Origin of the sequence: Brevibacterium sp. CFH 10365 (genome assembly GCF_009299785.1) — a bacterium.
In the GTDB taxonomy this organism is placed as follows: domain Bacteria; phylum Actinomycetota; class Actinomycetes; order Actinomycetales; family Brevibacteriaceae; genus Brevibacterium; species Brevibacterium limosum.
On record NZ_VIGO01000014.1, the window covers coordinates 1 to 25,551 of the forward strand.

At 66.1% G+C, this 25,551-nt stretch carries 15 protein-coding genes and 2 pseudogenes; 3 read left to right on the top strand and 14 right to left on the bottom strand.

Annotated features, from left to right (window positions below; translation table 11 throughout):
- The 4 genes and pseudogenes from FHG09_RS19165 to FHG09_RS19180 form a co-directional block, all read right to left on the bottom strand.
- A pseudogene (locus FHG09_RS19165) lies at nucleotides 1-181 on the bottom strand (fasciclin domain-containing protein); the annotation flags it as partial.
- A gap of 153 nt (nucleotides 182-334) precedes the next feature.
- Nucleotides 335-1,120, bottom strand: a complete 786-nt coding sequence (locus tag FHG09_RS19170) for a ferritin-like domain-containing protein (RefSeq protein WP_152349247.1) — start codon at nucleotides 1,118-1,120, stop codon at nucleotides 335-337.
- Entirely contained in the window at nucleotides 1,110-2,045 is a 936-nt protein-coding gene (locus FHG09_RS19175) for a hypothetical protein (RefSeq protein WP_152349248.1), read from the bottom strand. The genes FHG09_RS19170 and FHG09_RS19175 overlap by 11 nt, the downstream gene beginning before the upstream one ends.
- Nucleotides 2,039-4,285: an HAD-IB family hydrolase gene (locus FHG09_RS19180; RefSeq protein ID WP_152349249.1), complete on the bottom strand. Its 2,247-nt coding sequence runs from the start codon at nucleotides 4,283-4,285 to the stop codon at nucleotides 2,039-2,041. The genes FHG09_RS19175 and FHG09_RS19180 overlap by 7 nt, the downstream gene beginning before the upstream one ends.
- 104 nt (nucleotides 4,286-4,389) lie before the next feature.
- Here FHG09_RS19180 and FHG09_RS19185 point away from each other — a divergent pair, with 104 nt between their 5' ends.
- The 3 genes from FHG09_RS19185 (at nucleotide 4,390) to FHG09_RS19195 (ending at nucleotide 7,699) form a co-directional block, all read left to right on the top strand.
- Nucleotides 4,390-5,172: an SDR family NAD(P)-dependent oxidoreductase gene (locus tag FHG09_RS19185; protein WP_152349250.1), complete on the top strand. Its 783-nt coding sequence runs from the start codon at nucleotides 4,390-4,392 to the stop codon at nucleotides 5,170-5,172.
- A gap of 77 nt (nucleotides 5,173-5,249) precedes the next feature.
- Complete coding sequence (locus FHG09_RS19190; protein ID WP_152349251.1) at nucleotides 5,250-5,984, top strand: lysophospholipid acyltransferase family protein; 735 nt, start codon at nucleotides 5,250-5,252, stop codon at nucleotides 5,982-5,984.
- 14 nt (nucleotides 5,985-5,998) lie between these two features.
- Nucleotides 5,999-7,699 (top strand): FAD-binding oxidoreductase, encoded by a 1,701-nt coding sequence (locus FHG09_RS19195; RefSeq protein ID WP_413773159.1) that lies wholly within the window; start codon nucleotides 5,999-6,001, stop codon nucleotides 7,697-7,699.
- Nucleotides 7,700-7,735: 36 nt separating this feature from the next.
- Here the strand turns inward: FHG09_RS19195 and FHG09_RS19200 are convergent, their stop codons facing one another.
- The 10 genes and pseudogenes from FHG09_RS19200 to FHG09_RS19245 form a co-directional block, all read right to left on the bottom strand.
- Complete coding sequence (locus FHG09_RS19200; protein ID WP_152349253.1) at nucleotides 7,736-8,470, bottom strand: 4'-phosphopantetheinyl transferase family protein; 735 nt, start codon at nucleotides 8,468-8,470, stop codon at nucleotides 7,736-7,738.
- Nucleotides 8,467-9,267 (bottom strand): ABC transporter permease, encoded by an 801-nt coding sequence (locus FHG09_RS19205; protein WP_152349254.1) that lies wholly within the window; start codon nucleotides 9,265-9,267, stop codon nucleotides 8,467-8,469. Before FHG09_RS19205 ends, FHG09_RS19200 begins: the two co-directional genes overlap by 4 nt.
- Nucleotides 9,264-10,247 carry an ATP-binding cassette domain-containing protein gene (locus FHG09_RS19210; RefSeq protein WP_152349255.1) on the bottom strand — a complete coding sequence of 328 codons (984 nt, stop codon included), beginning with the start codon at nucleotides 10,245-10,247 and terminating at the stop codon, nucleotides 9,264-9,266. The genes FHG09_RS19205 and FHG09_RS19210 overlap by 4 nt, the downstream gene beginning before the upstream one ends.
- Complete coding sequence (locus FHG09_RS19215; RefSeq protein WP_152349256.1) at nucleotides 10,247-10,453, bottom strand: MbtH family protein; 207 nt, start codon at nucleotides 10,451-10,453, stop codon at nucleotides 10,247-10,249. The genes FHG09_RS19210 and FHG09_RS19215 overlap by 1 nt, the downstream gene beginning before the upstream one ends.
- A 6-nt stretch (nucleotides 10,454-10,459) precedes the next feature.
- Nucleotides 10,460-21,106, bottom strand: coding sequence for a non-ribosomal peptide synthetase (locus tag FHG09_RS19220; protein WP_152349257.1), 10,647 nt, complete (start codon nucleotides 21,104-21,106; stop codon nucleotides 10,460-10,462).
- Nucleotides 21,107-21,227: 121 nt separating this feature from the next.
- Complete coding sequence (locus tag FHG09_RS19225; protein ID WP_152349258.1) at nucleotides 21,228-21,437, bottom strand: hypothetical protein; 210 nt, start codon at nucleotides 21,435-21,437, stop codon at nucleotides 21,228-21,230.
- Nucleotides 21,438-21,686: 249 nt separating this feature from the next.
- Nucleotides 21,687-23,055: pseudogene (locus FHG09_RS19230) on the bottom strand (cation:dicarboxylate symporter family transporter).
- A gap of 343 nt (nucleotides 23,056-23,398) precedes the next feature.
- The gene (locus FHG09_RS19235; protein ID WP_152349259.1) at nucleotides 23,399-23,704 is read right to left on the bottom strand and encodes a hypothetical protein; all 306 of its coding nucleotides are present in this window, start codon (nucleotides 23,702-23,704) and stop codon (nucleotides 23,399-23,401) included.
- Between the two features lie 39 nt (nucleotides 23,705-23,743).
- On the bottom strand, nucleotides 23,744-25,135 hold the full coding sequence (locus FHG09_RS19240; protein ID WP_227492889.1) for an alpha,alpha-trehalose-phosphate synthase (UDP-forming): 1,392 nt from the start codon (nucleotides 25,133-25,135) through the stop codon (nucleotides 23,744-23,746).
- Between the two features lie 121 nt (nucleotides 25,136-25,256).
- Nucleotides 25,257-25,472 carry a CsbD family protein gene (locus FHG09_RS19245; RefSeq protein WP_152349260.1) on the bottom strand — a complete coding sequence of 72 codons (216 nt, stop codon included), beginning with the start codon at nucleotides 25,470-25,472 and terminating at the stop codon, nucleotides 25,257-25,259.
- Between the last annotated feature and the right edge of the window lie 79 nt (nucleotides 25,473-25,551).

Sequence of the window (25,551 nt, forward strand, 5' to 3'; positions counted from 1 at the left end):
CGGACTCTTCGGGCATCTCGGACTCGCCGGAGTCAGCGGGCTGGGATTCGGAGCTGCTCGATTCCGAGCCGGATTCCTCGCTGCCGGAGCCGGAGTCCATACCGCAGCCGCTGAGAGCCAGCAGGCCGATGGCGCCGGCTGAGAGGATGGTGGCGGTGCGTGTGCGAAGCAGTGTCTTCATTGTTCTTCTCCTAATCAACAGTGATGCGTATTCGCGCACAGCTGTGAAGTGATCTCCATTGCTCGCTGTGTACTGGGTATTCGCAGCGGGCGAGCATCCGGATGGGTAGATCGGGAAGAGAGTTGAGGAAACGTTCGCCGAGGCGGCCGGTGGTCAGCCGATTCCCAGGCGGGCAAAGGCATCGCGGAAGATGGTCAGCGAGTCCAGACCAGGCAGTTTCTGGACGCTCTTATCGAGTTTGTCCAGTTCGTCGGTGTGGTTCTGGAAGAGATGGCTCATCACATGCTTGACTTCGGCATCGTCCATCATCCCTGAGCCGACCGGTTTCCACAGCTTTCCCAGGGCCAGGCGCACGATCTTCTGAGCTCGTGGGTTGTCCTCGAGCCTCTGTCGTGCCTGGGTCGTGTAGAAGGCCACGTGCCGAGTCTCCTGCTTGGCGATGCGCTCGAGCAGCGGAGAGAGCACCGGGTGGTCCTGCATCGCCGCCATTCTGCGATATCCGGCGGTGGCCGAGAGCTCGTTGGCCGCACCCCAGGCCATATGCACGGCGATGAAGTCCGTGCCCACCATGTTCGACAGCAGCGACTGCTTCGCGGGCCCGAGAGCGAGTTTCCAGCCCAAGCTCATCCGCTTGGCTTTGACCTCGTCGTAGTCGACGTGGATCCCGTGCTTCTCGAGCACGGCGGCCAATGCCTCGCCATGCCAGAACTCCTCGCGGTTCCACATGGTCATGAATGCCGCCGGTGCGTCCTCCCGGTGCGACGGAGTGACGAGCAGCTCCCTTACGAAGCATGTGGTGTGGTATTCGACGTCGCACATGTAGCGCACTGACCGGAGAGTGTCTCTGTCCAAGGGCATGTCGTCGAACACATCGAGATCCAGATCGGACCAGTTCACCGCCTCGGACGTCTCGGCGTACTTGTCGAAGTCAAATGCCATGGTTTCTCCCTGCTCGAGCATGGGCTCTGCGAGTCGAGCGCAGCGCCGCCGTCACTTGATTCACTGAAGGATGCGGGTTCCCGGGCAGGAACTGTCCGATTTCAGCATCCGAGTCGATGAGTCGCCGTCTGTCGGAAGCAGAGGCGAAGATGCTCGTCAGAGCGCGGGCCTCATCCGGTTCGGGCACTCCGACGATCCGCAGGGGAGCCCACGGCCGCATGAGGTGGGCCCGAGCGGTGACTGCCTCGATCCGCGATCGTCGGATCCGAGCCACCGCCTCCGAGCGGAAGAAGCGGATGATCTCCTCGCGACGGTCGATGATCTCGGTCAGGACGCGAGCGGCTTCACCACCGAGTCGTGTACGGACCGCTCGTTCAGCTGCCTGGAGGCTCGCCTCCTGGATCGCGAGTCGAGCCATGTGCCCGGCGGTGAGAGGTTCCCTGACCAACCCGCCGACAACGGGCGCGATGATCGGAAGGCCTCGTTCGACCCACACTCCTCGCAGCCTCGGTGCCCCGACCCCGCGAGGGTCCTCTGCGGTGGGTGAGGGTGTCGGTGAGGCTTCGAGGATGTCACGCAGTGCCCGCGCCAACCAGTACCGTTCATAGCCCCAACCCGTGACGAAGGCCGTGATCCGAGCTTCGTTGGCCGTCCAGGAGGCGAACATGGCTCGGGTCTCGGCCAGCGCTGAGTTCTCCAGGCGCCACAGGAAGCCGAGATCTCGTGCCACGTCCTCGGCCACCTCGATGCGCTCGGCGTCGAACTCGATGCGCCCTCGAGCGTGAGCAAGATAGTCGTCGACATCGAATGCTGTGCGCAGCACGGTGGGATGCTCTGCATCGGAGAACAGTCTTCCTCCGACATGTCCGGGCGGGTGTTCGACGCGGGGGCCGCGGTCATGGAGTGTTCTGTCGTTCGTCACCATTCCATCACTTTCCATCGCTTCTTCAGTGCCAGGCCGTAGAGACCGAGATCCGGTGTGACGGCCACGGGGTCGCCGACGAGTTCGAGCCACGCGGCATCGCCCAGAGAGTCGCCGTAGCCGGTCGATCGTGCCAGATCGGCGCCCATGGTGTCGGCGTATCTGCGCAGCCAGTTCGCCCGGGCCTCATCGACCAGCGGGGGTTTCGCGAGAAACCCCGAGAGAACGCCGTCATCGGTGACATCCATCCGGGTCGCCGCCACCTCGTCGAAGAGATCTGCGAGCGGTTCGACGAGGACGTCCAGAGCGCCTGTCAGAAGCACTGTCCGGTGCCCGGCCGTGCGATGCTCGTCGATGAGCTGCCGGGCCTGTGGGCGGATGGAGTCGCGGATCGCCTGCCCGAGGCTGCCGGTCACGGCCGCTCGGAGCTCGTCGAGGCGGAAGCCCTGGTACCGGCGGTTGACCATGCGAATGAGTTCCGAGCGATCCCGGAACTCGGCTCGCAGCAGTCCTGGTACGATTCCGGCCATCGTTCCCATCATCGCCGGCCACTTGTAGATCGGCTGCGTGGCGCGAACGACAGCCATGAACTGCTGCACGATGTTCGCCGAGATCACCGTCCCGTCGAGGTCGAAGACTGCCAGCGCATCCGAGGTGGGCCGCAGGGGCTGCGCAGTGAGCCGATCCTCGCCGCGTCGGCGGTCGCGCGAGTAGCTGCGCGTGAGATCTGTGATGGCCGGTATGTGGATGTCTTGGAAGTATTCCTTCCAGTCGATCTCGGTCACGTCGAACCTGCGGTGGGACGGGTATTCCTCCGGCAGCCGCTCAAGCAGTCGTCTCGTGTTCGCATCGTCGAAGATCATCTCCGTCTTCGTGTACTGCCGGTACAGGTCGGCGAACTGACGCAACGACTTCAGTTTGGCGTCGGTCTTGCCGAGCCGAGAGGCCAGAGCACGTGTATGCGTGGAGGCGGGCAGCCTGTCGACGACCTCGCGGCCGACCCCGGTGGCCAGTTCCTTCAACCGGATGCGCTGTTCGATCAGTTCGGAGCTGGGAAAGCTCCATTCGGGCACCGCTGTGGGAACGCCCTCACTGTCAGGGAGCGGGTGGGCGAGGAAGAACTCGCGAACCGTCCTGACCATCTGGTGGAACGGCAGGGGATTGCTCGTGCCCGATACGACCTGGTAGTAGTCCGAATGACCTTGGGCAGGCTGTACGGAGCCGCTTTCATGCCCGGCAGACTGCCGGTCGGGCGAGTCGTGCGCGGCAAGAGCGAGGATGACATTGACGACGTAGTCGACGGGGATGATATCGAGCACCGAATCAGCGTGCCCGGGGAATTCCGAGAGGCTTCCTTTGGCGTAGGCCATGATCAGGGGGTCAGCGACTTTGAAACCGTCGATCCACCCGGGACTCGGCCGGCGGAGCGCGGATTCGATGATGGACGGGCGCACGAATGAGACCCGATGTCCTGCCGCGGCCCACTCCTCACCGATCCGCTCGGCGAGAGCTTTGGTGAAGGTGTAGATGTCTGTCCAGCCGAGGGACTGGGCCCGGGTGCGCCCGAACTCGACGAGCCGATCCCTCACGTAGCCTTCCCGGGCGGCTTCGGCACCTGCTGCCACTGATTTCGGACCCATCCGAGAGCTCTGTGCCTGAGCTGTGCGGATGAATCGGCGCAGTTTCTCCGGTTGCCTGGATTCGGCCTCGACGCTCTTCCTGGCCTGTCGCGCCGCCCGATACTCATCGTCATGATCGACGGTGTGGCGCAGCCGGGACTCCTGCACGACGCCCTTCGCGATCCCTCCGACATAGGCTGTCGAGACATGGATGACGTGGGGGCTCTGCTGCGATTCCGACAAGGCGGCGTAGAGTCGCTCGACGCCCCCGACGTTGGTGTCGAACGCCTCGTCGATCGCGGCGTCGAAGGACACGCTCGACGCGGAGTGGATGACGACGTCAAAGCGATCGGTCAGGGGCGGCAGATCAGCGAGATCCCCTTCGAGGACCGTGACCCGTGAGTCGAAGGCCTCACGCACTGTCTCCTCACCGGCCCGATCGATCCAGGAAGCGAAGACCGGCTTGCCGAGGATTCGCTGCAGACGATCACGTCCCGACCGGTCCCCGCGGGGACGAACGAGTGCGGTGATGGCGACGTGCGGGTCGCTTTCGAGCAGCGCTTGCAGCAGCGCCTGACCAAGGAACCCTGTGGCACCGGTCAAGAGGTATCGGCTGGGGTGCATGCGGAAACCTATCGGGTAGAGAGTGCGTTTCGGTGGAAACGCGGACGTGGTTTACACGATTGATTCGGTGCGGACCGGTGTTCGGATGCCTGTATCGTAGCAATATGAATGTGGCCCTCATCACTGGAGGCACTGCGGGCATCGGTGCGGCTTTCGCCCGCGCTTTCGCCGGACGCGGTGTCAGTCTTGTCCTCGTCGCCCGAGACCCCGACACCCTCGAGTCGTCTGCCGAGCGCATCCGCGCCGATTTCGGTGTGGACGTCGCAACGATCGTCGCCGACCTCGCCGACCGGGATGACCAGGCTCGCGTGGCGGCCCGGATCGAGGAGCCCGGTTCGGAACCCGATATCGACATCGTGGTCAACAATGCGGGATTCTCGGTCCGCTCGAGCCTGCTCAGCGCGGATGTCACCGAACATGATCGAGGCTTCGAAGTGATGCAGCGCGCCGTGCTGATCATCGGCGGTGCCGCCGCCAGAGCGATGAAGCATCGAGGGCGGGGCTGGATCATCAATGTCTGCTCCGTCAGCGCGGGACTCACGCAGAACAACTACACCGCCATCAAAGCGTGGACGCAGAACTACTCCGAGGCGCTGTCGGTCCAGACCGCGGGCACAGGTGTGAGTGTGACCGCTCTGGTGCCCGGATGGGTGCGCACGCAGTTCCATTCCCGAGCCGGCATCGCCGGGACGTCGATTCCCGACCTGCTGTGGATCGATGCGGACCTGCTTGTGGAGGGGTGCTTGCGAGATGTCGCTCGCGGGAAGAGGATCTCGGTGCCGCAGCTGCGGTGGAAGGTGATCTCGTCGACGCTGCGGGTGCTGCCGCGTCCGGCAATCCACCGTCTTTCCGCGCTGCTCACTTCTCGTCGGCAGCAGGAGGGGTAGAGCGGCGATGCTCGACCGGTCGAAGAAATTCGGGGGAATGCCAATCCGAATGCGATAGCGGCTCCGAACCAGTGGAGATGACTGATCACACTCTCTCTCCGCCGGCGCCGCCGAAATACAGGTCGCGCATGCGCGCCGCGCTGCGATTCCTCCTCCAGCGTGTCCTCTTCCGCGGGCTCGTCCGTTCGACGATCACTCCGACGGTGAAGATCGCTCCAGGAGTGCGCAAGCTCGACCGAGGCTTCCTCGTCATCGCCAACCACACCTCGCACCTCGACGCGCCCATCATCGCGCAGAGTCTGCCGCGCAGGCAGTCGCGGTTCCTGGCGACCGGAGTCGCCTTCGACTACTTCTTCACCGTGTGGCACAAGCGGCTCTTCGTCCGCTGGCTCTTCAACGCGTTTCCGATCTATCGCGAGGGATCACGCGGCAGCGCGCATCTGCCCCGCGCTCTTCTGCGCTCGGGTGTGCCGGTTCTGCTGTTCCCCGAGGGAGGTCGGCAGAAGTCGGGCACGATCGCTGATTTCAAGGTCGGGTCGATCAAGCTGGCAGTCGATGCCTCTGTCCCCATTGTGCCGACGGCCGTCGTCGGAGGCTTCGAAGCGATGCCCAAAGGCACTGCCTGGCCGGTGCCGGGCAGGCCGCCTGTGCAGGTGGTCTTCGGTGAACCGGTCACCGCCCGACCAGAGGAATCGCTCGGTGCGCTCACTGCGCGAGTGCAGCGTCTCGTCGGAGAGCTGTTCACCGCAGGCGCCGACGACATCGGAGTCCGCAGCGAACACACACTGTTGGAGGAAAGGACGAAGAAGTGAGCGAACCAATGAGAATGCAGGACGTCAAGCGACACCGCTGGTGGGGCTGGGGCGCCGAAGGAGTCGACTTCCGGTGGGAGACCAAACCTGACTTCGCTGCGATCGCGAAGGACAAAGTCGGTCTCGACCTCTGGAACGCACCACGACCGAAGACTCCGGTGCTCGGCGACCTGGACATACCCGAGTCGCGCATGTCATCGAAGCTTCTCGACGAGCTCGGGGCCGTGGTGGAGCCGGGCAATGTCAGCGTCGACGACGAACTGCGCGTCGTCCATTCGTTCGGCCGGTCCCTGCCTGACCTCTACCGGGTGCGCCACGAACCGCTCACCCGCCTCGTCGACGCCGTCGTCTACCCCGGCAGCGAGGACGAGATCGCTGCCGTCCTCGCCCTCGTCCTCGAGCGCGATCTCGTGCTCATTCCCTACGGCGGCGGCTCGTGCATCTCCGGCTCAGTCACTCCGAGCCCGGATGAGAAGCGCCCCATCGTCTCGCTGAATCTCGGGAGGATGCGACGAGTCATCGACATCGACGAGTATTCGGGCTTCGCCCGAGTCGAAGCCGGAGCATATGGACCCGACCTCGAGGAGCAGCTCAATCTTCGCGGATGGACGATGGGCCATTTCCCCGACTCGTTCAGCTATTCGACCCTCGGCGGATGGACGGCGACCCGGTCGTCGGGAATGCAGTCGGACAAGTACGGTGACATCGAAGACATCGTGTGCGGTCTTCGTGTCGTCCACCCTCGTGGCGTGATGGTCAGCAAGCCCATTCCGGGCCGCGATTCGGGGCCGTCTGTGCATGAGATGGTCCTCGGCAGCGAAGGACGTCTCGGTGTGATCTCGGAATGCACGGTGCAGGTGCATCGGCTGCCGAAGGTGCGGCAGGTCATCGCCTACCTCTTCCCTGATTGGGCGAGCGGGGTCGAGGCCATGCACGACATCGCCCGTTCCGAGGTCACACCCGCGTTCACCCGTCTCTCCGACGGGCCCGAGACTCGGTTCAGCCTCGCGATGGTCTCTGAGCCGAGGGGCGTGAAGGCGACGATCGCGGCTCGCGGTCAGGACGCCCTGTTCGCCTACCTGCGGTCCAAAGGATGGGACACGACAGAAGGCATGTGCCTGTCATACGTCTGCTTCGAAGGGTCGAAGGAGCGGGTGGCACTTGAGAAGGCCGAGGTGAAGGAACTCATCGGTCGCCGAGGCGGAATCAGCCTCGGCTCAGGGCCCGGTGCAGTCTATGATCAGAAGAAGTTCGACACCCCGTACCTGCGCGACTTCCTGCTCAACTACAGAGTCTTCGGCGATGTCTGCGAGACGGGGGTGACATGGGGAGATCTCAAGAACGTCCATGCTCGGGTGCACGAGAGATTCCGACAGAACCGCAGTGAGCAGGGCGGGCCGGGGTTCATGTTCTGCCATCTGTCCCACAGCTATCATGGCGGCGCCTGCCTGTACTTCACCTTCGCGATTCCCTACACGAATGGGGACACGGCGCTGGCGGAGTATCAGGAAGTCAAGGACAGCATTCAGCAGGAGTTCATCGACTCCGGTGGAGGCCTGTCGCACCACCACGGAGTCGGCACCGAACACCAGCCGTGGCTCGTCGACGACATCACCGAGCCGGGGGCATTCATGGTCGATGCCGTATTCCGAGCCACCGACCCCGGACGGAACCTCAACCCGGGGAAGGTCCTCGCCGATCGGGATGAGTCCTGAGGACTTTCCCCCTCACGGTTATCGCACGCATCTCCGTCACCGTTGGGCGAGAATCTCCTGCAGACCGACAGCCTCGACGGGCATTCGATCAGCACTGCACAACGCCGCGACATACGGTCGAGGGCACGTGAGCCGAGAGATGTTGAGTGCGTCGAGTTCGGAATATCCGGGGGCTGCGGTCGTGGCCGTCCACCGTCCGTGCGGGCCCATTCCCGACGGCAGGTCCATGACTTCGATGTCACTGGGCGGCACAGACAGCCCGTGACCGGTGGTCTTCACCGCGGCTTCCTTGCACACCCAGAGGTCGATGCGCTGACGCACGGGATCGCCGCTTCCGGTCAGAGTCTCCGTCGGGCCGAGGACGTAGTCGTCGAAGCCTGAGAAGACATCGGTCGGGACCTGTTCGACGTCGACTCCGATCGGTGAGGACCCAGGCGCCGAGGCGATCGCCACGGCCTCGTTCGAACGAGACAGGCTGAGCTCCGCCCCGGGGACTGCCGGTTTGCCATGGGCGCCGCCGCAGGTGCGACAGCGGCGTGTCAGCTCCAATTCGCCGGCCTCTTCGAGATCGACGCCGAGGCGGCGAGAAGCCATGAGCCGAAAGATCAGATGCGCCCCTCGGAACGCGGCCCGGTCTGCGGGTCTGCGAAAACGGTCCGCTCGAGCGGCTTCGTCCGGTGACAGGAGCGAATCGAGCCATGGGTGTTCGGCGAGCACCCGTTCGATCGCTGCTATGTCGCTGATGAGGTATTCGATCGCGGCTCTCGTCATCTCCGACTGATCCGACGGTACTGGGAGACGGCGATGGGCGAGAAGACGGCGATGACCGCAACGCAGCTGAGGATCGCATAGATGACGGCGTTGTCGGCCGCCCAGCCCGTGCTGGTGACGAACCCGGCCGGCGGTGCGTTGCCGAACAGCTCTCGGACACTGGTGGCGACCGCGGTGATGGGATTCCACGCGGCGATCGTCTGCAGAGGGCCCGGGAGGGTGTCGATCGAGACGAAGGCTCCGGAGATGAAGGTGACGGGGAAGAGCCAGATGAGGCCGAGGCTCTGTGCCACCTCGACGCTCCTGGCCGTCAGTGCGATGACCGCACCGATCCACGACATGGCGAAGCTGAAGAGGAGCAGGAGCGTGATGCCCAGCAGCGCAGAGCCGAATCCCTCGGTGATCCGCCACCCGATGAGCAGACCGCAGATCATCGTCACCGCCACGGAGATGAGGCTGGTGACCAGGTCCGAGGATGTTCTGCCCAGAATCACGGCGACCCGTGACATCGGCAGCGAACGGAAACGGTCGATGAGTCCGAGCTGGAGGTCCTTGGCGAGGTAGACGGCGGTGAAGGAGGAATTGAAGGTCAGCGTCTGAGCCAGGATCCCGCCGATGAGGAACTCCCGGTACGGTGCACCGCCGAGGCTGCCGCCGAAGACGAACGCGAGGAGGAAGACGAAGATCACCGGCTGGACGACTCCCGTGACCAGGGCACCCGGAGTCCGACGGACGGTGAGCAGATTGCGCCAGGCGATCACGGAGCTGTCCCGAGCGGCGGAGACGAGCGCGGTCATACTCCCACCTCGGCGGTGTCTGCCGGGGTCCGTGAGGGCCTCGCCGAGGCGGGTTGCCCGGTGAGGTCGAGGAACACGTCGTCGAGCGTGGGACGGCACAGGGCCGCCTCGGTGACGGAATGCCCCTCCTCATCCAAGGCGGCGAGGACCTGCAGCAGATTCCTCTGTCCCAGCGGTGCGGACGCGGTGATGCGCAGTCCCGACGAGTCCGTCTGCGGGCGGGCGGAGTCGCCGATGATGCGGTCGAGGATCCGCAGGGTTCCGTCGAGGGAGTCGCGGTGGGCCAGCGTCAGTGTGACGCGTTCGGCGCCGAGCTTGCCCTTGAGCTCCGTGGAGGTTCCCTCGGCGATGACGTGTCCGGAATCGATGACGGCGATGCGATCGGCCAGCTGGTCGGCCTCTTCCAGGTACTGGGTCGTCAGCAGCACGGTGGTGCCGCCTCTGACCAGGGTGGTGATGACCTCCCAGGTGTCGAGCCGTGCGCGCGGATCGAGCCCGGTGGTCGGTTCGTCGAGAATGACCACCGGCGGACGCACGACCAGGGCCGAGGCCAGGTCGAGTCGTCGCCGCATGCCTCCCGAATAGGCGCCTGCGCGTTTGCCTGCGACGTCGCTGAGACCGAATTCGGCCAGCAGCTCGCGGGCGCGGGTCGCCGCTTCCCGGCGGCCCATCCCGTAGAGGCGGGCGACCATGACGAGGTTCTCGTAGCCGGTGAGCTTCTCATCGACGGCCGCGTACTGGCCGGAGAGGCCGATGCTGCGGCGGACGGCAGTGGGATCGGCGGTCACCGAGTGTCCTGCGACGACGGCGGTGCCGGAGTCGGGGCGGATCAGCGTCGACAGGACCTTGACGGTCGTCGTCTTCCCGGCCCCATTGGGGCCGAGGAGACCGAAGATCTGTCCCTCCTCGATGTCCAGGCTGATGCCGTCGAGAGCACGAAAGGCTCCATAGCTCTTCCTCAGGTTCTCCAGGCGAATCACTATGAGGCGATCTCGGCGAGCCGGCGCGGAGTGATGTCCGTCCAGTTCTCCTCGACGAATTCGAGGCAGTCTTCGCGGCTGGCCGGTCCGAACACGAGAACCCAACCCGCGGGCACATCGGCGAACGACGGCCACAGCGAATGCTGCTGCAGGTCGTTGACCAGCACGCGGAAGGTCCCTGTTGTGTCGTCGAAGGGGTTATTCACGGGGTTTCAGCTCCTAGTGGTGTTGCTTGGCGGGGTTTGGTTCCAGGCGTGGATGGAACTCATCTGTGATTCGGCGGCCTCGTCTAAGTGGATGGACAGAGCGGGAAGAATCTCTTCGAGAGCCTCGGCACTCAGCATGTCCGAATGCCGCGCATCGACCTCGGTGACGTGGATGCCGCCGGTGACGAATCGGCGCCATGAGTCGGGGCCGGGGGTGCCGCTCGGAACGTCCCGGGTCGCGGTGAAGAGCACCAGCTCACCGCCGAACGTCTCCACCGGGGCCTCGCGGATCAGTCTGGCCAGGGTGAAGAACCCGCGAGTCATCGCCGCAATGGTCTCCGGTGCCACATTGCCGAGGGGATCACCGTGTGCACGCAGGATCTCCAGGGCCCGTTCGTCATCGAGACCCTCCGTCGTCTCCGTGATCGCCGGATGATCGGCGCCGAGGTAGTTCGCCCACAGCTCGGACCCTTCGCCGACATCGGCGTTGTGCTCCTGCCCGGCGGGGAAGGCGTCGAGAACTCCGAGGAACGCGACGGACTCGCCCCGCTCCTGAAGGCGGGTGGCCAGACGATGGGCGAGGATGCCGCCGAGAGACCACCCGATCAGATGGTAGGGGCCCGTTGGCTGAACCGTCTGCAGGTGGTCGATGTAGTCGTCGGCGAGTTCGGTCAGCGTCTGGGCAGTCATCTCCTCCGGGTCCCCGGGGGAGAGGCCGGGCATCTGCAGGCCGATCAGCGGGCGATCCGGATCGAGACCGTGGAGCATCGCGGCGAATCCCCAACTGATGCCCGTGGCCGGGTGAACGGCGAACAGCGGCGGCTTCGCGCCCGCGCGGCGCAGCGGAAGCAGACGGTGGAGGCTGTCGGCGATGGAGTCCGCACCGCCTCGGCCGACCTCGCGAACGAGCTGTTCGACGGTCGGTGAGCGGAACAGGGCCTGGACCGACAGATCGGCACCGAGGGCCTCGTTGACGGCCGCGATGAGGGGTCGGGCGAGGAACGAATGCCCGCCGAGTTCGAAGAACGACTCGTCGATGCCGACATGCGGCAGGGACAGCACGCGTGCGAAGATCGCGGCGACGGTCTCCTCCTGCGGCGTGCGCGGTGTCAGTCGCGATCCGACGGCCGCGGTCGAGGGGTCGGGCAGGGCCGCCTCGTCGATCTTGCCGTGAGCGGTGAGGGGGATCTCGTCGATGACCACGAGGTGCGAGGGCGCCATGTATGAGGGAACGATCGAGCGCACATGGTCGCGGGCCTCATCGGCGAGCAGGTCCCGAGACGACGTCCCGGTTCCTTCTTCGGCGAGCTCTGTGGCGGTCTCCGTTCTCTCGCCGACCTCGGCGACGATATAGCCGACGAGCTGCATGGTGGCAGGGTCCGTGCCGAACGGACGGACGACGGCGTCCTTGACGCCCGGTGCCTGGCGCAGGGCCCGCTCGACCTCCCCGAGTTCGACCCGGTATCCGCGCAGCTGGATCTGATCATCGCTGCGACCGATGAACACGAGCTCTCCGCCCTCGTGCCGGATGACGAGATCCCCGGTCCGGTACATGCGCTCGCCCGTGCCACCGTAGGGGTCGGCGATGAAGCGTTCGGCGCTCAGCCCCGGCCGGCCCCGGTACCCGTGGGCCAACTGCTCGCCCGCCAGATACAGTTCGCCGATCGTGCCGGACGGCACATGATGGAGGCGTTCATCGAGGACGTATCCGCGCATGCGCTCCAGTGGTGCCCCGAGCATCGGCGTCGGAGAGGCGCCCACAGGTGCGGCGAATGCGTCGACCGTGGTCTCCGTGGGCCCGTAGAGGTTGTGGGCGATGATGCCGGGGTGGTCGCGCAGCCACTGCCAGAGATCGGGATCGATCGCTTCCCCGCCGAGGGCGAGGACGATCGGAGAGCCTTCTTCAGCGGCCTCAGTGAGCATGCGCTCGAATTCCGGTTCGGTGGAGAGCAGGCGAAGGTAGCTCGGTGTCGTCTCCCAGAATCCGATGCCGAGTCGGCGCAGAGAGGCCGCCAGCTGCTGTGGATCTCGTTGGACGGCCTCCGAGGCGATGTGCAGCGGATGCCCGACCACCATCCACAGCAGGGGATCCCAGGCGGCGTCGAAGCCGATTCCGGTGGTGTGGGCGACCGGAATCCGGTCGGCCTCACCGCTCGGGGTCGGCAGGAGCCGTGTGCGGTGGGAGGCGAGGAGGTTCGCCACGGCCGCGTGGCCGACCTCGACGCCCTTGGGCCGGCCCGTCGAGCCGGAGGTGAAGGTGACATAGGCCGCCGAATCCCGGTGAGGCGTGGGCAGCGTCGCGGTCGTGGTCGCAGCGGTTGCCCTTGAGGTCGTGGATTCCTGCGGAGCAGGTGAGGGGCGAGCCGAACCGTCGGCGGGCGAGATCTCGATGATGCTCGGGGTGATCCCGGCATCGGCGAGGAGGGGCGCGAGCTCTGAGGTGCTGCCCGGCTGTGTGATGACGATGAGCGGTTCGGCGTCGGTGAGGATCGCAGCGGTGCGGCCGCTGGGGTAGTCGATGTCGATCGGGTTGAAGGCCGCACCGGACTTGAGCACGGCCAGCGTGGCGACGATGACGCCGAGGCCGCGACTCAGTCGAACGGAGACCGTTTCGCCGGCGCCTGCTCCCTGGTCGATGAGCTCGTGCGCCAACCGGGACGAGGCCGCGTCCAGTTCGCGGTAGGACAGCGACGTCTGGTCGGACCGGACCGCCACGGCATCGGGCATTCGGGCTGCCGTGACGGCGAAGACGTCGAGCACCGGTGGCGGCGTGTCCGCAGGCTCGGGGCCGGTGAGGGACTCGATCGCCGTCCGCGTTTCGACCGGGTCGAGCAGGGCGATGTCGTGCAGCGGACGCTCGGGATCCTTCACGGCCTCATCGACGAATCGGGAGAATCGTCGGCAGATGTCGGCGATGGTCTCCGCGTCGAACATCGACGAGTTGTAATCGAGGACCACCGCAAGTCCAGCCTCGGCTTCGCTGCGGCGGAATGTGAACGAGAGGTCGAACTTCGCGTCACCGGTCTCGACCTCGGGTTCGATGCTCGTGGTGACACCGGGCAGCTCGAGGTTCGGTGCTGCCGACTCCTCGAGTGACAGCATGACCTGGAACAGGGGATGGCGGCCCAGTTCGCGAGGCGGATTGACCGATTCGACGAGACGCTCGAACGGCACGTCGTCGAGTTCCACTGCATCGATGACTGCGGCGCGGGTGCGAGCCAGGAGCGCGCGCAGGCCGGGGCCCGCCGAGGTGTCGGTGCGGATCGGAATGGTGTTGACGAAGAGTCCGACCATGTCCTCCAGCGCCGGGTCCGACCGTCCGGCGCTGGGGGAGCCGATGACGATGTCCTCACCGGCACCGAGCCTGCTGAGATAGCCGGCGAGCACAGAGTGCAGCGCCATGAACAGGCTGGCCCCGTTCTCCGCGGCCACCGCTGCCAGACGGGCAGAGGTACGGGCGTCGAGGCTGAAGTGATGGTGACGACCCGACTGCCTGGCGGTCGTGGGGCGGGGACGATCGGCGGGCAGGCTGATGTCGGTGGGAATCCCCTCGAGCCTGTCGTGCCAGGCCCGGACCTTCCGCTCCAGGAGCGGGGCCTCCGCTTCAGGTGCCTGCTCGTCCTCGAGGACATGGCGCTGCCAGAGCGCGAACTCGGCGTACTGGACCTCGAGGGTGCGCTGCATCGGATGGGCCGAGCCTCGCAACGCGGCATAGGCGGTGGACAGGTCCTGCGTCAGCGGTCGCAGCGAGGCGCCGTCGGTGGCGATATGGTGCATCACCAGGTGGAGCACCCACTCGTCGCCTTCAGTGAAGAGGCTCGCACGAATGGGCAGGTCGCGGCTGAGGTCGAATCCGACGGCGGCCTCGTCCCGCATTCGCTCCGCGGTCTCTGTGCCAGATGTCGTGGTGCGGTGTTCCATGAGACCCCCACCGGCGTCCGGGGGCAGGATCTGCTGGACGGCGCTGCCATCGACACTGGGGTAGACGGTGCGCAGGATCTCGTGTCGGGCGATCACGTTCGTCAGCGCCTGCCCGAGGGACTCCGCGTCGAGATCTCCGGAGAATCGGACAGCCAGGGAGATGGTGTAGTCCGAGGCATCGGTGTCGAGCTGATTGAGGAAGTGCAGCCGCGACTGCCCATAGGACAGAGGGATCAGCTGCGGGCGGGTGTGCCCGTGCGACCGACTCCACGCGGTGAGGCTCAGGTGCGGCGCACTGCCGGCCGATTCCGCCGTGGTCGTGGGGTCCTCGGCGGGTGCCGGTTCGGTGGGGCCGCGAGAATCGAGTCGATGCAGCAGCGCAGCCGGGGTGGGGGAGTCGAAGATTGCGCGCAGCGGCAGCTCGGTGTCGAAGGCAGTGCGGATGCGGCCGATGAGGGAGACCGCCAGCAGCGAGTGCCCGCCGAGGTCGAAGAAGTCGTCGTCGAGGCCGATCTCCTCCGTGCCGAGCACGGACGAGAACTGTCGGCACATGGTGTGTTCGTCCGCGGTGCGCGGGGCTCTGGAGTCCTTGGCCCCTGAAGCCGTGGGGGCAGGCAGCCGGGAGCGGTCGAGTTTGCCGTGTGACGTCAGCGGGATCGAGTCGAGACCGACGAGGATGTGGGGGACCATCGGCGCGGGGAGGTGGGCGGCGAGGTGATCGCGGAGGGCGGCCTCGTCGGCGTTCCCGGTGTAGTAGCCGATGAGCCGTGCTGACCCGGGATCCGTGGGATTCTCGACGATGGCCGCGGCCTGGGTGACGCCGTTGCCCGAGGCCAGGGCGTTCTCGACGTCTCCGAGCTCGACCCTGTATCCGCGCAGTTTGATCTGGTCGTCATCGCGGGAGACGAACTCGAGGCTGCCGTCGGGGTGTCGGCGCACGAGGTCGCCGGTCCGGTACATGCGAGCGCCCGGTTCGAGGGGATCGGCGACGAATCGTGTTGCCGTCTCCTTCGGCCTGTTGACGTAGCCGGAGGCGATTCCGGCGCCTGCGAGATAGAGATCGCCGACGACTCCATGGGGGACCTCACGCAGATGCTGATCGAGGACCATGGTTCGAACGTTCCTGATCGGATGACCGATGGTGGGTCGGTCTCCCTCGACCGCGGCGGTGACGGAATCGATGGTGAATTCGGTGGGACCGTAGAAGTTGTGGGCACGCACCTTGGGATTCTCAGCAAGCTCCTGCCAGAGATCCGCGGGTACGGCCTCTCCGCCGAGGGCAAGCGACAGCGGGACGCGATCTGCCTCGGTCTCGTCCTCGAGCAGTCCTGAGATGATGAGCTGCCTGACGAACGACGGAGTGGTCTCGAGGGCCCGGATCTCATGCTCGCGGCAGAATCGGACGAGTGCTTCGGCATCGCGGCGGATCTCGTCGTCGACGATGTGCAGGCTCGCTCCGGCCACGAGCCAGAGCACCGGATCCCAGGCGGCGTCGAAGCCCAGCCCGGCCGTGTGCGCCGCCTGGACCGGTCCGACGCCGAGTCCCTCCTCGGCGAAGATGGTCTCCCGATGATGGGCCAGCAGATTCAGCAGCGCACTGTGGGGGACGGCCACGCCCTTCGGCGTGCCGGTCGAACCCGAGGTGTACATCTCATAGGCGCGGTCGCTCGGAGCCGGACGGTCGGCCCCGTGGCGACCGCGTCCGGCGGTGTCATCGTCACGGCGACCCACCTCGGCGGTGTGGAGTTCGGTGGTGCCGATCGCTGTGCCCGGGCGGACCGGGAGCTCAGCTTCGTCGGTGATGACGGCCGCGGGGGCGCTCGCGTCGAGGATCAGCCGGATCCGCTCTCCGGGGTAGCTGAGGTCGATGGGCACAGCGACTGCCCCGATCGAGAGCACGGCCAAGGGTGCCGCGATGGCGTCGGCGGACCGGGGAAGGGCAATGGCGACGCTGTCTCCCGCTGTGATTCCTCGGGTGGCCAGGGCATGGGCGATCTGGTCGATGCGTGCCCCGAGGCAGGCGAAGGTCAGCTCACCGTCTTCGGCGATGAGCGCCCGACGTTCGGGATGGCTCCTGATCGTCGACTCGAGGACGTCGAGGATCGTCGACTCGGGTGCGACCGCGTCGTGGCCCTGACCCTGAGCGCGGATCTCTGCGAGCTCGTCAGGGCGCAGCACCTCGAGTTCGCGCAGCGGTGTGTGCGAGTCGGCGGCGAACTGGTCGATCACGCGCACGAATCGTGAGGCGATGGCTTCGGCGGTGGATTCGTCGAAGAGCGCGGAGTCGAACTCGAGGGAGCCGGTGATGCCGGCGGCCTCACTGACCGTGTGCATGTCACCGACCGTGTGGGCCGCGCCGTCGTTCTCGCGTTCGGTCAGGTCGAGGAGGAGGTCGAACTTCGCCTCCGACACCTGTGGCCCGGGTGCGGGTTCGACGTCGAGGCCGCTCATGTCCAGAGCCGCGGGGGCAGTGTTCTGCAGGGTCAGCATGACCTGGAACAGAGGATGGAGCTGGTCCGAGCGTGGGGGTGCGAGTTCGTCGACGACTCGTTCGAACGGCGCATCCTGATGGGCATAGGCGGAGAGGTTGGACGCGCGGACCCGATCGACGACATCGACCAGGCTGGGGTTGCCGGAGGTGTCGGTGCGCAGGACGAGGGTGTTGACGAAGAAGCCGATGAGATCGTCGAGTTTCGTCTCCGTCCTGCCGGCGACGGGAGTGCCGATGGGAATGTCGTTGCCGGCACCGAGTCTGCTCAGCAGCACAGCGAAGGCGGCCTGCAGGACCATGAACAGACTGGCGTTGCGCTCGCCGGAGAGCCGGCGCAGACCGGCGTGGGTCTCGGCGTCGATGTCGACCGGGATCCTGCGGGAGACACGGTCGGTGTTCTGTGCGCTCCTGGGCCGATCGACGGGAAGTCTGAGCTCGACCGGTGTCCCGCTCAGCGCGTCCTTCCAATAGGCCAGCTGGTCGGCGATCTCGCTGTCGGGGTCTTCCTCGGAGCCGAGAGTCCTTCGCTGCCACAGTGCGTAGTCGGCGTACTGGATCGGCAGCTCGGGGATGGTGGGGGTGGTGCCGCGAGCCCGAGCGCGGTAGGCCTCGGAGAGGTCACCGGCCAGGGGCCGCAGCGACCAGCCGTCGGCGGCGATGTGGTGCAGCGTGAGCAGCAGGAGATGATCCCCGGCGCCCAGTCTGACCAGCAGGGCCCGGATCGGCAGCTGTGTGGAGACGTCGAAGCCGCGTGTCGCCTCCGCATCGACGGTGTGATCGACGAGGTCCTCGCTGATCTCCACTATGGGCAGGGCGATCTGCGCATCGTCGGCGGCGCGGATCACCTGTTCGGGCTGACCGTCGGTCCACGGGAACACGGTGCGCAGGCTCTCGTGCCGAGAGACGACATCGTTGATTGCAGCACGCAGAGCATTGGTGTCCAGGTCTCCGCGGATGCGCAGGGTGAGCGGAATGTTGTAGGCCGCGGACGCCGGGTCGAACTGGTTGAGGAACCACAGACGGCTCTGCGCGTAGGACAGGGGAATGGTCGCGGGACGGTCTGCGGCGACGAGTTCGTCCGCCGGCTCCTGCGTCGTGTCGCCGAGGTCGAGCCCGGCACTGAGTTCGCGGACGGTGGGGTGGTGGAAGATTTCGCTCAGGGCGGGTGGGGCAGCGAATCGTCTTCGCAGTGAGGCCACCAGCTGGGTGGCGAGCAGGGAGTGCCCACCGAGTTCGAAGAAGTCATCGTCGATGCCGACGGTGTCCACTCCCAGCACCTGGGCGAAGGCCTCGGCCACGGCCTGCTCCCGGACCGTCCTCGGTGCGGCGGATCCCGATCGCGTCGACTCCGGTTCCGGCAGCGCAGCCCGGTCGAGCTTGCCGTTGACCGTGAGGGGAATCCGCTCGATCTGCGTGATGAACGAGGGGACCATGTAGTCGGGTACGCGCGTCTTCATGTGCCGGCGCACCTCGGCGGTGTCGATCTGCTCATCGGCGGTGATGTAGCCGAGAAGCTGACTGTAGCCGGCCTGGTTCTGTCCCAGGATGACCGCGGCCGACCGGATCCGGCCCTCCGACTGGAGGGCGAGCTCGACCTCGGAGAGTTCGACACGGTAGCCGCGCAGTTTGATCTGCTCATCGGCCCGGCCCAGGAACTCGATTCCCCCGGCCAGAGGCCTGCGGACGATGTCGCCGGTGCGATACATCCTGGTGCCGTCGTCAGCGAAGGGGTCGGCGATGAACCGTTCTGACGTGGTGGCAGGCCGGCCCACATAGCCGCGCGCCAGATTCAGTCCCGCAATGTAGAGCTCCCCACGCGCCTGCGCGGGAACGGGGGTCAACCGGGAGTCGAGGACATAGTGCCTGGTGTTCGCCACGGAGCCGCCGAGGTCGGGTGAGGCGCCGGCGACGATGGGTGCGGTGAGACTGTCGACGGTCGTCTCCGCCGGTCCGTACAAGTTGAAGGAGTCCACCTCGGGCAGAGCTGCGAGCTGGTCCCAGAGCCCACGTTCGACCGCTTCTCCGCCCAGGGCGACGACGCTGGGATGCTCGGTGCCGTTGAACGTGCCGTGGGCGAGAAGGGCCTTGACGAATGAGGGAGTCGTCTCGATCGAGTCGATGCCGTGGGTGGAGAAGTAGTCGGTGAGAGCTTCGGGATCGCGGCGGGTGACCGAGTCGATGAGGTGGAGTTCGTGCCCGGCGAAGAGCCACAGCAGCGGATCCCAGGAGGCGTCGAAGGAGATCCCGGCCGTGTGTGCCACGCGCAGTCCTCGTCCGAGTCGGCTGGAGGCCGGATCGAAGATGGTCTCCTTGTGACTGTGGAAGAGATTGAGCAGCGACCGGTGCTCGACCCCGATGCCCTTGGGCCGACCGGTCGACCCGGAGGTGAAGATGACGTAGGCGAGGTCGTCGGGAGCAGGCGTCGACCCGGTCTGCGCTGATCCGGCCTGCGCTGACCCGGCCTGGGTCGACTCGGTCGCGGGCGCTGCCGACTGCGGTTGCGCATCGATGTCGATGACGGGACGGTCGGTGGTCATACTCGTCTCTCCGGCGGGACCCGACACGGCTGAGGAGTTGATGACGAGCACCGGCGCTGCGTCGGCGATCATCGTTTCGATGCGGTCGGCCGGATAGTCAGGGTCGAGGGGCACGTAGGCGGCACCTGACTTGAGGATTCCGAGCACGGCGATGGGCAGCTTGGTGGACCGGCCCAAGCGTGCCGCGATGCGAGTCCCGGGCCCTGCACCGAAGTCCCGAAGACAGTCGGCTAACTGAGTCGAGCGGCGGTCGAGTTCGCAGAAGCTGATGTGCCCGTCCTCGGCGACGACCGCGGTGGCGAATGGGGACTTGCGGGCGTGACGGGAGAATTCCTCCACCACGGTGTGGCGGGGAAGGCTCTGCTCGGGTCCCCTGCCTCCCGCGATGAGTTCGTCGGACTCGTCGGCATCGACGAGCGCGAGGTCCGCCAGGTGCTGATCTTCGTTCGGATCGAACTGGCACAGGACGGAGAGGAACTGACGCAGGTGCTCGGCGAGGCTGTGCTGATCGTAGAGTTCGGCGTTCGCCTCGAACCGGACGATGGCGGGCCTGCTGCCTCCGTCGGAGCTGGGGTCCGCTCCGATGCCGTGGATGATGATCGAGAGGTCATCGACCGGGCCGGTCGAGAGGAGGTGCAGCGAGGCGGTCGACATTCCGAAGTCGATGTCGTCGACGTGCGGGAAGATGTTGACCGAAGGCCCGATGTAGTCGCTCTCGGTGCTCAGTTCCTGATACTGGAAGCGCTGATGGATGAGCGTCTCGCGCAGCGTCGCGCCGGCGCCGGCGACGAGATCTGCCGTCGTCATCTCCGGTGCTGCCTGCAGCTGCACCGGCAGGATCTTCGACATCATGGACGGCACCGATTTGGACAGGGCGCTGCGACGGGCAGTGACCGGAAGGCCCACCGTGATGGACTTTCGGCCGCTCATGCGGTGCAGGTAGGTCGCTGCGGCGCTGAGGATGAGCGTCGGTGCCGACCGGGAACCGGCCAGGCGTGATGAGAGCTCCTGGGGGATGTCGGCGTTGCAGGTGACAAGCCGTCGTGCCGGTGATGCCGGACGGGCGGCCAGGCCGGTGGCCGTGTCCGACTCGGAGCGCACCTGCTTCCAGAACTCGGCATCGGTGGTGAAGCGCTGCGAGGAACGGTACTGAGCCTCCTCGGCCACCAGATCGTCGAGGCTGCCGAAGGGCGAGTCCGATGCGGTTCCCTGATCGGCGAGTTCCCGGTAGACCTGGGATTCGCGGCGGAGGATGAGGACGGCGGAATAGCCGTCGACGAGGAGGTGGTGGGCCCGCTGATAGAAGATCCAGTGGTCGGGTCCGAGGTGGAACAGCTGGGACCGGAGCAGGTCACCCTCATCGACGTCGTGGACGGTTTCGAGATCCTCCTGCATCAGCGCATGAGCCGAGGCCTCGGGATCCTCACTCGACTCCGTCTGCAGGTCACGGACCAGGAGATGGCTGCGTGCCGGTCCGAGCTGTTGGAAGGGTCCCTTTTCGTCTTCACCGAAGACGGCGTTGAGCGAGTCGGCTTCGGCTACGGTCGTGGCGACCGCCTTGCGCATTCTGTCGACATCGAGCGGCCCGCGAATATCGACATAGAGCCCGATCTGGAACGTCGGGTTGTCGGGTTCGATCTTCTGGGCGTACCAGATTCCGCGCTGTGCTGAGGTGAGGTCGATTCGAGCGTTCTCGTCAGTCATCGTGTCTTTCGCATCGGGTGGGGGTTTCCTTGAGCGAGGTTTCCGTCGGCAAGGAGGCGCGTGGGTGCTCAGTGCAACCCGGCTCTGGGGTCACGTGAGCACGGTGGCAGGGGATCGGTCGTCACTGGAACTGTCCGATGTTGATATCGCCGAGGAGGTCGCCCAGATCGATGATCGGGCCGTTGATGAGTGCCCCCGAGGCTTCAGTCGAATCGGCCGGAGAGGTCTCGGCAGCGGAGGCGCCCCCGGGTGCGGCCATGAGACCGACGGCGATGACGATGGTCGCGAGTGCGGCACCGGAGACGGTGCGGGCGAGCTTGAGATTCTTCATGGTCCCTGTCCTCTTCTGACTTCGGTTGCAGTCGTCCGTATTGGGACGGACATGTGTCATTCGGAGGGCTCGCGCAGGTGGATTGGCCGGCCAGGGGCATTTCTTGCTCCGAGGTTTCGAACCCGCGTCACAGCAGTACGACAGGGGAGGGCCGCCTCGGCGAGGGAAGACGAAACACCACGGGTGCCGGCGTCCTCACGATGAGGACATCGGCACCCGTGGTGGTTGTGGTGCGAAAGCGACCGACGGTCAGCTCATGGCGCCGGCCTTCGACTGACCAACGGCTGCGACGGTGGTCTGCGGCTCGGGCAGGGCCTCGTCGGCCTCGGGGGCGTTCGTCGGCGCACCGTGGGCGTCCGGCTCGAGTGAGAGCTCGTCGAACGGGTTCTGGCCGGACAGGGTGGCGCGGGCCTGGTCGAGGTCGATCTCGTTCGTCCACTTGCCGATGAGCAGGGTGGCCACGGCGTTGCCGGTGAAGTTCGTCAGGGCACGGCACTCGGACATGAACTTGTCGATGCCGACGATGACGCCCATGCCGTCGAGCAGCTCCGGGCGGTGCGACTGCAGGCCGGCGGCCAGGGTAGCCAGNGCCGTCGAGCAGCTCCGGGCGGTGCGACTGCAGGCCGGCGGCCAGGGTAGCCAGGCCGGCACCGGTGACGCCGGCGGCGCCCTTCGAGGCGATGATCATGAACACGAGCAGCGAGATCTGCTCGGGGATCGACATCGGCATGCCCATGGCCGAGGACACGAACAGCGAGGCCATGGTCAGGTAGATGGCGGTGCCGTCGAGGTTGAACGAGTAGCCGGTGGGCACGGTGATGCCGACGACCGGCTTCGAGACTCCGGCGTGCTCCATCTTCGCGATCAGGCGCGGCAGGGCCGACTCGGACGACGAGGTGGAGAAGATGAGCAGGAACTCCCGGGCCAGGTACTTCAGCAGCAGGAAGATGTTCAGCCCGGTGACGATCTTGAGCAGACCGCCGAGGACGATGACGATGAACAGCGCGCAGGTCAGGTAGAAGGCGCCCATGAGGGTCGCCATCGCACCGATCGCAGCCCAGCCGGTCTTGCCGACGACCGCGGCGATCGCGCCGAAGGCGCCGACGGGAGCGGCCCACATGATCATCATCATGAGCTTGAAGACCACGGCCTGGATGTGCTTGATTCCGGTCAGCACCGGTTCGCCGGCCTTGCCCATCGACTGCAGAGCGAAGCCGACGAGGAGCGCGAGCACGAGGGTCGGCAGGACGGGGATGTCGCCGGGGATGAGGCTCATGAGGAAGGCGACCATTCCGCCTTCCTCACCGCCGGAAGCCTCTTCGTACGGCTGGAGGTGGAGGCCTTCGCCCGGGTGGATGAAGTTGCCGACGACGAGGCCGATGACCAGGGCGAAGGTCGCCATGACGAGGAAGTAGACGAGCGCCAGTCCGCCGACCTTGCCGACGGTGGCCGCCTTCGCCACGGAGCCGACGCCGAGGACGATGGTGCAGAAGATGACCGGGGCGATGATCATCTTGATGAGCGCGACGAAGGCCTTGCCCAGGGGTTCGAGAGCGATGCCGGCGTCCGGGGCGATGAGCCCGATGGCGGCACCGGCGAAGACCGCCACGATGACCATGATGTAGAGCCAGTGAGTTCGATCCTTCTTCCGCTGCGGGGCGCCCTGATCGGTTGCCGGTGCGGTGGCGTTGCCCGTATTCACGGGTCCGCCTTGCTGTTGTGGCGACGTTGCCATGATTCCTCCAAATGGTTTCCGCGACCTCACCCGTCGGTGGGTGCGAACGCGCGCGACGACTGGCCGCGGTGGTGATGTACCCGACAACTGTGCCATTCGGTGTGACGGGTGTCTCGGTTGCGTTCATAGTGTTCACAGGAGGAACGAGGCACCCGCCGAGGCGGGGGTTCGGCCGGGGAGGGGCGGAGCGGGAGGATCAGGCCGGGGAGGGTCGACCGGGGGAGGGTCAGGCCCGTGGGTCCTCTGCCTGCTGGGGACCGACATCGACAGGCGGTTCCGGCCGCTCGAGGGCCTTGAGGCCGATGGGGCAGGTGATGGTGAGCTTGAGGCGTCGGCCCTTCGCGTCTTCGACGGCCCGCCGCATGAGCTCCCACCGGTGGCGGTCGGCCTGTGTGGGCTCGATCGCCTCACAGTAGATGAACATGACCTCATTGGCGTCGGGCTCGAGTTTGTAGTGGAGCGCGGCGACGAGCTTGCCGGGCAGGTAGAGATCGTACTTCGAGGATTCCTGGTTGTTGAGCATCGTGTACACAGTGGTCTCCTTGGGGTAGGGCGGTCAGAGTGGTCGGCGTCACCAGTCGTTGGGCGACAGAGCCGCCGCAGATGCTGGGTTCCGCAGGTCGTGGAGGAAAGCTTGCGCCCAGTGGCGGACGTCGAAGGCGGCGACGGTGTCGGCCATCGCATCCATACGCGTCCGGGCCTCGTCGTCGCTGAGCGTGGTCGCGTGATGGATGGCCGCCTTCAGGCCGGCCCGGTCGTGGGGATTGACGATGATGGCTTGGTCGAGTTCTTCGGCGGCTCCGGCGAATTCGGAGAGGACGAGTGCACCGCCCCTGCCTCGGCGGGCGGTGGCGAATTCCTTGGCCACGAGGTTCATCCCGTCCCGCAGGGAGGTGACGAGCAGGATGTCGGCGGCCAGGTACAGGGCGACGGCTTCCTCTGTCGAATACGAGTGGTGGGAATAGTGGATGACATCGCGGCCGAGAGTGGAGAACCTTCCGTTGATGCGCCCGACCGTATGTTCGACCTCGTCGCGCAGATCTCGGTAGGCGCGTACGCCTTCACGCGAGGGGACTGCGATCTGTGCGAGACAGGTGCCCCGCGCATCGAGCAGTCCGTCGTCGATCAGCTCCTCGAAGGACCACAGCCGGTGCAGGATCCCCTTCGAATAGTCGAGGCGATCGACACCGATCATGAGGGTGGCGGGATCGCCCAGATCACGGCGGAAGCATCGGGCCATCTCCTGTACGGCCGGGGATTCGGCCGCGGTTCGGATCTCCTCGACGTCGATCGAGATCGGGTACGAGCCGACGCGGCCGCGAAATTCCTCGGGATCCATGCCCAGCAGCGTCTGCATGGCCTGGCGGACCTTCGCGGCATCGGCCTCTCGCTGGAGACCGATGACATCGGCTCCGAGCAGGCCGCGCAGAATCTCGTCACGCCAGGGCAGCTGGGCCATCTGCTCGACGGGAGGGAAGGGGATGTGGCAGAAGAATCCGATCCGGACGTCCGGTCGTTGGGCGCGGATCATCGCCGGTACGAGCTGGAGGTGGTAGTCGTGTACCCAGATCGTCGCCCCGGTCTCGGCTGCCTCGACCGCGGCCTGTGCGAATCGGGCGTTGACTGCCCGATAGGCCCGCCACCATGAGCGGTGGTACTGCGGCGCGACGATGAGGTCGTGGTGCAGCGGCCACAGAGTGGCGTTGCAGAATCCCTCATAGTGCTGCTGATGTTCGTCGTGGCTGAGGGGGACGGGGACAAGGCTCATCCCGTCGAAGTCGAAGGGCTCCAGACTGTCGTCGTGCGTGCCCGCCCAGCCGACCCAGGCTCCGGCGTGCTCACGCACCACGGGAGCCACTGCTGAGACCAGCCCGCCGGGCGAGGTCTCCCAGGCCCCATCGTTGCGGTCGACGGGGAGGCGATTGGCCACCACGACGAAAGCACGGCGGTCAGTTCCCATCATGTCTCTTCTTCTCTTGTCGACGGGCCCGGTCTCAACGGCAGGCCGAGCTCGGTCGCAGGGGATCTGAAAGCATGGCCGAAAGGCGGAGGCGGGCGGTGCCTCCGCCCTCCAGCCGCGTCCCTCAGTTCTCCGGTGAGTCCTTGAGCGAGTCTCTGACGCCCTTCAGCGAGTCTTTGGCATCGTCGCCGACCTGCTTGATCTTGCCTTTGGCCGCGTCGGTCTTGCCTTCGGCTTCGAGGCTCTTGTCGTCGGTGGCCTTGCCGGCAGCCGCCTTCGCCTTGCCCTTGAGCTCTTCTGCCTTGTCCGAGGTCTTGTCGGCCTTGTCGTGAGAATTCATGATTCGTCCTTTCGTCTGGATCGGTCTGGACGTTCTGCTCTGTCGAGCGCTATTCATGTTTACGGTGTAATCAACTTAG

Excerpts from the sequence above, each read along its gene's own strand:
- FHG09_RS19170 (WP_152349247.1), bottom strand. The coding sequence starts at position 1,120 with ATGGCATTTGACTTCGACAAGTACGCCGAGACGTCCGAGGCGGTGAAC.
- FHG09_RS19175 (WP_152349248.1), bottom strand. The coding sequence starts at position 2,045 with ATGGTGACGAACGACAGAACACTCCATGACCGCGGCCCCCGCGTCGAA.
- FHG09_RS19180 (WP_152349249.1), bottom strand. The coding sequence starts at position 4,285 with ATGCACCCCAGCCGATACCTCTTGACCGGTGCCACAGGGTTCCTTGGT.
- FHG09_RS19185 (WP_152349250.1), top strand. The coding sequence starts at position 4,390 with ATGAATGTGGCCCTCATCACTGGAGGCACTGCGGGCATCGGTGCGGCT.
- FHG09_RS19190 (WP_152349251.1), top strand. The coding sequence starts at position 5,250 with ATGACTGATCACACTCTCTCTCCGCCGGCGCCGCCGAAATACAGGTCG.
- FHG09_RS19195 (WP_413773159.1), top strand. The coding sequence starts at position 5,999 with ATGCAGGACGTCAAGCGACACCGCTGGTGGGGCTGGGGCGCCGAAGGA.
- FHG09_RS19200 (WP_152349253.1), bottom strand. The coding sequence starts at position 8,470 with ATGACGAGAGCCGCGATCGAATACCTCATCAGCGACATAGCAGCGATC.
- FHG09_RS19205 (WP_152349254.1), bottom strand. The coding sequence starts at position 9,267 with ATGACCGCGCTCGTCTCCGCCGCTCGGGACAGCTCCGTGATCGCCTGG.
- FHG09_RS19220 (WP_152349257.1), bottom strand. The coding sequence starts at position 21,106 with ATGACTGACGAGAACGCTCGAATCGACCTCACCTCAGCACAGCGCGGA.
- FHG09_RS19225 (WP_152349258.1), bottom strand. The coding sequence starts at position 21,437 with ATGAAGAATCTCAAGCTCGCCCGCACCGTCTCCGGTGCCGCACTCGCG.
- FHG09_RS19240 (WP_227492889.1), bottom strand. The coding sequence starts at position 25,135 with ATGATGGGAACTGACCGCCGTGCTTTCGTCGTGGTGGCCAATCGCCTC.
- FHG09_RS19245 (WP_152349260.1), bottom strand. The coding sequence starts at position 25,472 with ATGAATTCTCACGACAAGGCCGACAAGACCTCGGACAAGGCAGAAGAG.